At 58.2% G+C, this 9159-nt stretch carries 11 protein-coding genes; 9 read left to right on the forward strand and 2 right to left on the reverse strand.

The genetic code is table 11. The features are described 5' to 3' along the window. On the forward strand, positions 1–334 hold a 334-nt coding region (gene folE / locus ACIPZE_RS14670), incomplete at its 5' end, for a GTP cyclohydrolase I (protein WP_400773488.1). A 104-nt stretch (positions 335–438) separates the two neighbouring features. Next, positions 439–810, forward strand: coding sequence for a glutathione S-transferase N-terminal domain-containing protein (locus ACIPZE_RS14675; protein WP_283437158.1), 372 nt, complete (start codon positions 439–441; stop codon positions 808–810). A gap of 161 nt (positions 811–971) precedes the next feature. Here the strand turns inward: ACIPZE_RS14675 and ACIPZE_RS14680 are convergent, their stop codons facing one another. After that, on the reverse strand, positions 972–2138 hold the full coding sequence (locus tag ACIPZE_RS14680; RefSeq protein ID WP_400773491.1) for a PLP-dependent aminotransferase family protein: 1167 nt from the start codon (positions 2136–2138) through the stop codon (positions 972–974). Between the two features lie 82 nt (positions 2139–2220). On the opposite strand from ACIPZE_RS14680, the gene ACIPZE_RS14685 reads away from it, so the two are divergent. The 3 genes from ACIPZE_RS14685 (at position 2221) to ACIPZE_RS14695 (ending at position 5050) form a co-directional block, all read left to right on the forward strand. Then, positions 2221–2667, forward strand: a complete 447-nt coding sequence (locus ACIPZE_RS14685) for a MarR family winged helix-turn-helix transcriptional regulator (RefSeq protein WP_283437160.1) — start codon at positions 2221–2223, stop codon at positions 2665–2667. 316 nt (positions 2668–2983) lie between these two features. Next, positions 2984–4333, forward strand: coding sequence for an NCS2 family permease (locus ACIPZE_RS14690; RefSeq protein ID WP_283437161.1), 1350 nt, complete (start codon positions 2984–2986; stop codon positions 4331–4333). Positions 4334–4423: 90 nt separating this feature from the next. Further along, positions 4424–5050 carry a LysE family translocator gene (locus ACIPZE_RS14695; RefSeq protein ID WP_008080903.1) on the forward strand — a complete coding sequence of 209 codons (627 nt, stop codon included), beginning with the start codon at positions 4424–4426 and terminating at the stop codon, positions 5048–5050. Positions 5051–5233: 183 nt separating this feature from the next. Here the strand turns inward: ACIPZE_RS14695 and uraH are convergent, their stop codons facing one another. Further along, positions 5234–5587: a hydroxyisourate hydrolase gene (gene uraH / locus ACIPZE_RS14700; RefSeq protein ID WP_008031462.1), complete on the reverse strand. Its 354-nt coding sequence runs from the start codon at positions 5585–5587 to the stop codon at positions 5234–5236. A 421-nt stretch (positions 5588–6008) separates the two neighbouring features. Here uraH and puuE point away from each other — a divergent pair, with 421 nt between their 5' ends. The 4 genes from puuE to ACIPZE_RS14720 form a co-directional block, all read left to right on the forward strand. Further along, a complete protein-coding gene (puuE, locus tag ACIPZE_RS14705; protein WP_077571773.1) occupies positions 6009–6935 on the forward strand; it encodes an allantoinase PuuE in 927 nt (308 codons plus the stop codon). After that, positions 6932–7447: a 2-oxo-4-hydroxy-4-carboxy-5-ureidoimidazoline decarboxylase gene (gene uraD / locus ACIPZE_RS14710; RefSeq protein WP_129391274.1), complete on the forward strand. Its 516-nt coding sequence runs from the start codon at positions 6932–6934 to the stop codon at positions 7445–7447. Before puuE ends, uraD begins: the two co-directional genes overlap by 4 nt. An 87-nt stretch (positions 7448–7534) precedes the next feature. Beyond that, on the forward strand, positions 7535–8530 hold the full coding sequence (alc, locus tag ACIPZE_RS14715) for an allantoicase (RefSeq protein ID WP_122594937.1): 996 nt from the start codon (positions 7535–7537) through the stop codon (positions 8528–8530). A 132-nt stretch (positions 8531–8662) separates the two neighbouring features. Beyond that, positions 8663–9159 (forward strand): ureidoglycolate lyase (locus tag ACIPZE_RS14720; RefSeq protein WP_400773496.1); only part of this gene is annotated, 497 nt, incomplete at its 3' end.

Consider the following 9159-nt stretch of genomic DNA (forward strand, 5'->3'; position numbering starts at 1 on the left):
GTTCTGCGCACACCACAGGCCGCCGGTCCACGGCAAGGCGCACGTTGCGTACATCCCGAGCGGCAAAGTGCTGGGCCTGTCGAAGGTCGCGCGGATCGTCGACATGTACGCCCGCCGCCTGCAGATTCAGGAAAACCTCAGCCGCCAGATCGCCGATGCTGTCCAGCAGGTGACCGGCGCACTGGGCGTGGCCGTGGTGATCGAGGCCAAGCACATGTGCATGATGATGCGCGGTGTCGAGAAGCAGAATTCGTCGATGATCACTTCGGTGATGCTCGGTGAGTTCCGTGAAAACGCTGCCACCCGCAGCGAGTTTCTCAGCCTGATCAAGTAATCCGCAGCACGAAGAAAACCGGCATTCATCGCCGGTTTTTTTTCACCCGTGAAAAATCGGGTAAGCTGCGCGCCTTTCTCAATCTGCACCGTGAGGCTTTCAACGTGTTCGTCAAAGCGCTTCGTGTCGGCCTCGGCCAACTGGTTATCTTCATCGACTTCATCACCCGTCCGGGCAAGAAAAAACGCCCCGCCGCTGCTCAGGCCCAAGTGGATGCGGCAGCGAAGGATCTGACGTTGTATCAGTTCAACGCCTGCCCGTTCTGCGTAAAAACCCGCCGGACTCTGCGTCGTCTGAATGTGCCGGTGGCGCTGAAGGATGCGAAGAACAACCAGCAGGATCGTCAGACGCTGCTGGAACAGGGTGGCCGGATCAAGGTGCCTTGCCTGCGCATTGAAGAGAATGGTAAGACGACGTGGATGTATGAGTCGAAGGTGATTATTGATTATCTGGACAAGCGATTTGCTGCGGTCTGATGGTTTTGTTGTGGGGCTGAAGGTGCTATCGCGAGCAGGCTCACTCCTACAGGGGAACGCATTCCAATTGTAGGAGTGAGCCTGCTCGCGAAGAGGCCCTCTTGGCCAACACTAATATCAGACAAAAATAAACCGGCCCATGAGCCGGTTTATTTGTTTTATCAGGCCGCTTCATCCAACTGCGCCTGGCGCACCACCGCCGCCAATCGCTTCAACCCTTCATCCAGTCGCGCCGGATCGATGTGGCTGAAATTCAAACGCAAATGCCCATGATGTTTATCCGGCTCCGGAAAGAACGGCTCCCCCGGCATAAACGCCACGTCCTTGGCCAGCGCCTCATTCAATAGCGTTCGCGTATCCAGCGGTTGCTTCAACGTCAGCCAGAAAAACAACCCACCCTGCGGCATTTCCCAATCCGCCAGATCGGCAAAGTGAGTTTCCAGCGCGGCCTGAAACGCATCCCGACGCTGGCGATAGAACCCACGCAACTCACTCAAGTGCTGCTGATATTTCTCCGTGCCAATCCATTGCAACGCCTGCCACTGGCCGATGCGGTTGGTGTGCAGATCCGCTGATTGCTTGAGCTTGAGCAGGTGCGGAAACAGATCCGGGCTGGCGATCAGGTAGCCGATGCGCAGACCTGGCAGCAAGGTTTTCGACACGGTGCCGGTGTAGATCCAGCTCGCCTTCTTCAGACGCCCGGCAATCGGTTTGGCGCTGCCACCATCGAAGGTCAGCTCGCGGTAAGGCTCGTCTTCGATCAGGGTCACGCCGAATTCATCGAGCAATGCCGCAACGGCTGCACGTTTGGCTTCGCTGTAGCGCACGGCCGAAGGATTCTGAAAGGTCGGGATCAAGTAGATGAACGCCGGACGGTGTTGTTCCAGGCGGCTGCGCAACTGCACCAGATTCGGGCCGTCGGACTCTTGCGGCACGGTCAGGCAATCGGCGCCGAACAGCTGGAAGATTTGCAGGGCGGCGAGATAGGTCGGCGCTTCGAGCAGAATTTCCGTGCCCTTGTCGATGTACAACTTGGCTGCCAGATCGAGGGTCTGCTGGGAGCCGCTGACCACCAATACCTGACTCGCCTCACAGTCCAGACCCAGCGCCCTCGCCTCCGCCGCCAACGCTTCGCGCAACGCCGGCTCGCCTTCGCTCATGCCGTATTGACCGAGCGCCAGCGGCATGTCGGCCCACTCGACTTTCGGCAGCATCGCTTCGGCGGGCAAGCCGCCGGCGAACGACATCACCTCTGGACGCTGGGCGGCCGCGAGGATTTCACGGATCAAAGAACTTTTAAGGCGCGAGACACGTTCGGAAAAAGCCATGGAGGTCACCGGTAGCGAGGCGGATGAAAAATGAGTCAAACTGGTTGACTGAAATTACGCCAGCTTGAGCGAGTACGTCAACATGCTTGACCTTAAAAACCCATCCAGTCAGCAGCAGGCGATGGAAGCATTTTTCTTCGGCTACCAGGCATTCACCGCCAAGGCTGACGAAATGCTCGAGCGCCGCGGATTGTCGCGGGTGCATCAGCGCATTGTGTTTTTCATCGCCCGTTATCCAAATTTGAGCGTGAAGGAATTGCTGGAATTGCTCGGTGTGAGCAAGCAGGCGCTGAACATGCCGTTGCGGCAGTTGCAGGAAATGCATCTGGTCGACAGCGTCGCGTCGGAGGCTGACAAGCGTAAGCGGCTGCTGGCGTTGACGGCGGAGGGCGCGAAGTTTGAACAGGCGTTGCGGCGTGAGCAGGTGAAGTTGCTGGAGCGGGTGTTTGCCGAGGCTGGGGAGGCGGCGGTGAATGGCTGGTTGGCGGTGAATTTGGCGCTGGGGAAAAGTCAGACAGTTCTCGAATGACTGTTCGGGCCTCATCGCTGGCAATCCAGCTCCCACAATGATCGCGGGAGTACACAGATACAAAGAAACCCACGAATCCTGTGGGAGCGGGCTTGCTCGCGAAGAAGTCCGAACAGACGATATATCCCTATCGATGGAACTTTCGTAAACAAAACCAAAAACAATATTTGCTTTATTTGTACACAAAAGCATAATCCACAGCGTGCGAGTTCCTGACCGCATGGTCAACAAATTCGCGTATGCCTCAAAGGGCCGCTGCCACCCCTCATGGGTCCGGCCCTGGAAATAACAATAAAACTCTTGAGGAGTACTCGCTGTGGAAAGCCGCAAATCCGAAGCATCGACGCTGGATCTCTCGCCGCCATTACAAAATGGCTTGCTGGAGCGCTTGTTTAAACTCAGCTTGCATGGCACCACGGTGAAGACCGAGCTGATTGCCGGTCTGACAACCTTCATCACCATGGCTTACATCATCTTCGTCAACCCGAACATCATGGCCGATGCCGGGATTGACCACGGTGCAGCCTTCGTCGCCACCTGTATCGCCGCTGCGCTGGGCTGCCTGTTGATGGGCCTGTACGCCAACTGGCCAGTTGGTCTGGCACCAGGCATGGGCCTCAACGCATTTTTCACTTACACCGTGGTCGGCACCATGGGCTACAACTGGGAAACCGCGCTCGGTGCGGTGTTTGTCTCGGGTGTGCTGTTCATGATCCTGACGTTCTCGCGGATTCGCGAGTGGCTGCTCAACAGTATTCCGGTCAGCCTGCGTTTTGCGATGGGTGCTGGTGTCGGGCTGTTCCTCGGCTTGATCGGCCTGAAAACCGCGGGCATCGTCGTCGATAGCCCGGCGACCCTGATCAAACTCGGCTCCCTGCGCGAGCCTGGCCCGCTGCTCGCCGCCATCTGCTTCCTGATGATCGCAATCCTCAGCTACCACAAAGTCTTCGGCGCGATCCTCATCAGCATCATCACCGTGACCCTCGCCGGTTGGGGTCTGGGCATCGTGCATTACGAAGGGATCATGTCGACGCCGCCAAGTCTGGCGCCGACCTTCATGGCGATGAATGTCGCGGGCGTGTTCAACGTCAGCATGATCAGCGTGGTCCTGGCCTTCCTCTTTGTGCACATGTTTGACACCGCCGGCACCCTGATGGGTGTTGCTCAGCGCGCCAATCTGGTCAACGCTGACGGCCGTATCGAAAACCTCTCCCGCGCGATGAAAGCCGACAGTGCGTCCAGCGTATTCGGCGCTGTTGTCGGTGTTCCGCCGGTTACCAGTTATGTAGAAAGTGCTGCCGGCGTGGCCGCAGGTGGTCGGACTGGTCTTACCGCAGTCACCGTAGGTGTGCTATTTATAGCGGCAATGTTTTTCGCACCGCTGGCCGGCATGATTCCCGCTTACGCCACCGCCGGTGCACTGATCTACGTAGCGATGCTGATGATGGGCGGCATGGCCCACATCGAGTGGGACGAAGCCACTGATGCCATTCCGGCGATCGTCACCGCCATCATGATGCCGCTGACTTTCTCGGTCGCCGACGGTATCGCGCTGGGCTTCATCACTTATGTGGCATTGAAGGCCGGTACCGGCAAGTACAAGGAAATTTCCGTCAGCCTGTGGGTGCTCTGCGCGATCTTCATCGCCAAGTTCATCTTCCTGTAAACGCTACGCGGTTCAGGTTTCAAAACAGCCTCACCCTCGCGGGTGGGGCTTTTGTGCATTTTTCAGTACAACAAAAAAAGGAGGAAAGTGATGAGTCTGGAAACCTGGCTGCTATTCAGCGGCGCTGCATTGGTGGTGATCCTCATTCCGGGGCCACTGTCGTTGTTGATGATCAGCAACAGTCTGAATTACGGTTTGCGCCGCTCTTACCCGGCGTTTCTCGGTGGCGTGATTGCCTCGATCTGCCTGCTCAGTGCCTCGGCGCTGGGGCTCGGTGCGTTGCTGCTGGCGTCGGAGCAGTTGTTCAGCGCGCTGAAAATCGTCGGTGCGCTGTACCTGTTCTACCTCGCCTGGCAGAGCTGGCAGCAATCGCGCCAACCGTCGGTGGGCGCAGAAGTGCCTCAGGCGGCACCGACGCCGCGTTTTCGCACTTTGTTTGGGCGCGCGTTTGTGTTGGGCGCGAGTAATCCGAAGGACATCCTGTTTTTCGCTGCATTTCTGCCGCAGTTTCTCAGCGCGCAGCAGCCGTTCCTGCCGCAGTTGCTGATCATGATTGCGACCTGGGTGGTGCTCGATCTGTGCTGCAAGCTGGCTTACGGGCTGGGCGCACATGGCGCGGCGCGGTATCTGCGCAGTGGCAAGGGGCAGAGCTGGTTTAACCGCATCAGTGCCGGGTTGTTCAGTGGCGCGGGTGCTGCCTCCCTGCTGAGCCGTTAAAGAGCAAAAGATCGCAGCCTGCGGCAACTCCTACATGGGATTGCACTTCAATCTGTAGGAGCTGCCGCAGGCTGCGATCTTTTGACTTTAGGGCAGGCGAAAAAAAGCCCGCAGTGTGAGCGGGCGAAAGACCAAAGAAGCTATATGCGCAGTCGCTTCCCGGTGGGGGCAGCTGCTTGGGGGTCAGCTGCCCCGGTACGTGGAATAGCTGTACGGCGAAATCAGCAACGGCACATGGTAGTGATCCTGTTCGGCAGAGATGCCGAAGCGCAGCACAACCACGTCCAGAAATGCCGGTTCCGGCAACTGAACGCCACGGGCGCGGTAGTAATCGCCCGCATGGAACTGAACCTGATAAACCCCGGTACGGTAGTCATCGCCTTGCAGCAGCGGTGCATCGACCCGGCCATCGCTGTTGGTAATCGCACTGGCGACCAATTCCAGTTGCGAGCCTTCAACGCGGTACAGCTCGACCTTGATCGAACTGCCCGGGCAACCGTGTGCAGCGTCCAAAACGTGTGTTGTCAAACGTCCCATTGATTCTGCGCGCCTGCCTGCGTGGAAGCAGTCAGACCTCGCGCCTCCCGAAGTCAGTTGAAAAGGAGACCGCACCGATTCGGAGCACGAAAAGCTGCGGCGAGCGACTGATTAAGACACTTTTCAAAAAAATTGTACACAATAAAAACGACATTTTTTCCTGCGCCCCCGCCATCCGGGCCTTTACCCGCGATCTGCCAGCACAGCGCCTGAACATTGAACCTTCAATCCATTAGCTGACGGGTCAGGCAGGTTTCTTGCAGGCTCACGCCATTAGCAGTAAAAGATGACAGTCGGTGAAAAATGCGAAAATTCAGGCTTACAAAGTGCGATTAAAGTTGTATACAATCAGCCCATCGCTGTGACGCCAGCCTGCCAGGCCGCCACACACATCTGTCAACGAATAAGAAGGAAGACTGCAGTGAGCGCTGACTACCCACGCGACCTGATCGGTTACGGCAGTAACCCTCCTCACCCACACTGGCCGGGCAATGCCCGCATCGCCCTGTCGTTCGTACTCAATTACGAAGAAGGTGGCGAGCGCAACATTTTGCACGGCGACAAAGAATCCGAAGCCTTCCTGTCTGAAATGGTTGCTGCCCAGCCGCTGCAAGGCGCGCGCAATATGAGCATGGAATCGCTTTACGAGTATGGCAGCCGTGCCGGCGTCTGGCGGATCCTGAAACTGTTCAAGGAATTCGACATTCCGCTGACCATCTTCGCCGTCGCCATGGCCGCTCAGCGCCACCCGGACGTGATCCGCGCGATGGTCGATGCCGGCCACGAGATCTGCAGCCACGGCTACCGCTGGATCGACTACCAGTACATGGACGAAGCGCAGGAACGCGAGCACATGCTCGAAGCGATCCGCGTCCTCACCGAAATTACCGGCGAGCGCCCACTGGGCTGGTACACCGGCCGCACCGGGCCGAACACCCGTCGTCTGGTGATGGAAGAAGGTGGTTTCCTCTACGACTGCGACACCTACGACGACGACCTGCCCTACTGGGAACCGAACAACCCGACCGGCAAGCCGCATCTGGTGATCCCGTACACCCTCGACACCAACGACATGCGCTTCACGCAAGTGCAGGGTTTCAACAAGGGTGACGACTTCTTCGAATACCTCAAAGACGCGTTCGACGTGCTCTACGCCGAAGGTGCCGAAGCGCCGAAGATGCTCTCGATCGGTCTGCACTGCCGCCTGATCGGCCGTCCGGGTCGCATCGCTTCGCTCAAACGCTTTATCGAATACGCCAAAAGTCATGAACAGGTTTGGTTCAGCCGTCGCGTCGACATCGCGCGCCACTGGCACGAAACCCAGCCGTACCAAGGGGCCGCCAAATGAGCCGCTTTCAAACCCTTCAACCGTCGACCCTGAGCCGCGACGCTTTCGTCAACGCTTTCGCCGACATCTACGAACATTCGCCATGGGTGGCCGAGAAGGCCTACGACCTGGGCGTGGACGCTTCGATCGACGAGATCGAAACCCTGCACCAGCGCATGAGCGACATCCTGTTGAGCGCCGATCACGCCAGTCAGCTGGCACTGATCAACGCTCACCCGGACCTGGCCGGCAAAGCGGCCGTCCAGGGCCAACTGACCGAAGCCAGCACCAATGAACAAGCTGGCGCCGGTATTCACCAATGCACGGCCGAAGAGTTCCAGCGCTTCACCGAGCTGAACGACGCCTACAAAGCCAAGTTCAAGTTTCCCTTCATCATGGCGGTAAAAGGCAGCAACCGGCATCAGATCCTCGCGGCGTTCGAAACGCGCATTCACAACTCGGTCGACACCGAATTCAAATGCGCGCTGGCGGAGATCAACAAGATTGCCCTGTTCCGTTTACTGACTCTTTAGCAAGCCTGACCCGAGTACATCAAACGCGGAGAGTACCCAGGGTCTTGCAAGCATCCCCAGCCAACTTATTAAAGGCAGACAAGAAGAATGAAAGCTTACGCCGTACCTTTCGAGAAGTTCGTCAACCTGGCCGATGCCCGTCTGGGCACCAAAATCATCTCGGTCACCGATGACTGGTTCGCAGACGCCAATCGTCTGTTCCAACCGACCCCGGCCGTATGGAAGGAGGGCGTGTTCGATGACAACGGCAAGTGGATGGACGGCTGGGAATCGCGCCGCAAGCGCTTCGAAGGCTTCGACAGCGCAGTGATCCGTCTGGGCGTACCGGGCTCGATCAAAGGCGTGGACATCGACACTTCATTCTTCACCGGCAACTTCCCGCCATCGGCCTCGCTGGAAGCGTGCTTCCTGGCCTCGGGCGAGCCGGACGAAAACACCCAGTGGACTGAAGTGCTGTCGGCCGTCGAGCTGCAGGGCAACAGCCACCACTACCACGAAATCAGCAACGACAAAGCGTTCAGCCACCTGCGCTTCAACATCTACCCGGACGGCGGTGTTGCCCGTCTGCGTGTGTACGGTGTTCCGCATCGCGACTGGTCGGCCGTTGGCGACAACGAGCAAGTCGATCTGGCAGCAGCCCTCAACGGTGGCCGCGCCCTCGCCTGCTCCGACGAACACTTCGGCCGCATGAGCAACATTCTCAACCCGGGCCGTGGCATCAACATGGGCGACGGCTGGGAAACTGCACGTCGTCGTACGCCAGGCAATGACTGGGTCATCGTCGCGCTGGGCCACCCGGGCGAGATCGAGAAGATCGTCGTCGACACCCTGCACTTCAAAGGCAACTACCCGGACACTTGCTCGATTCAGGGCGCGTTCGTCAAGGGCGGAACTGACAGCCAGATCGAAACCCAGTCGCTGTTCTGGCGCGATCTGCTGCCAAGCCAGAAGCTGGAAATGCACGCCGAACACACCTTCGTCGAGCAGATCAAGGCACTGGGCCCGATCACCCACATCCGCCTGAACGTGTTCCCGGACGGTGGTGTAAGCCGCCTGCGCGTACTGGGCAAGGTCGCTAAATAACACTGAGCCTGTAGGAGCTGCCGCAGGCTGCGATCTTTTGATCTTAAAAACAAAGTCAAAAGATCGCAGGCTTCGCCAGCTCCTACAGAGTAATGCAGTGAACAGACAACGAATTCGGATAAGAAGAACAGCATGCGCACACTAACGATTGAACCGCTGAGCAAAGAAGCCTTCGCCCCTTTCGGTGACGTGATCGAAACCGACGGCAGCGATCACTTCATGATCAACAACGGTTCGACCATGCGCTTCCATAAACTGGCGACGGTCGAAACCGCTCAGCCTGAGGACAACGCGATCATCAGCATCTTCCGCGCCGACGCGCAGGACATGCCGCTGACCGTTTGCATGCTGGAACGCCATCCGCTGGGCAGCCAGGCTTTCATACCGCTGCTCGGCAACCCCTTTCTGATCGTGGTCGCGCCAATTGGCGATGAACCTGTATCAGGCTTGGTCCGCGCCTTCGTCACCAACGGCAGGCAGGGCATTAATTACCATCGCGGCGTTTGGCACCATCCGGTGCTGACGATCGAAAAGCGGGATGACTTCCTGGTGGTTGATCGCAGTGGCACAGGCCATAACTGCGCTGAGCATTTTTTCAAAGAGGCTGAGCGGTTGATCCTCGCCCCCCC

This window comes from Pseudomonas sp. NPDC089741 (assembly GCF_044748825.1).
In the GTDB taxonomy this organism is placed as follows: Bacteria; Pseudomonadota; Gammaproteobacteria; order Pseudomonadales; family Pseudomonadaceae; genus Aquipseudomonas; species Aquipseudomonas helmanticensis.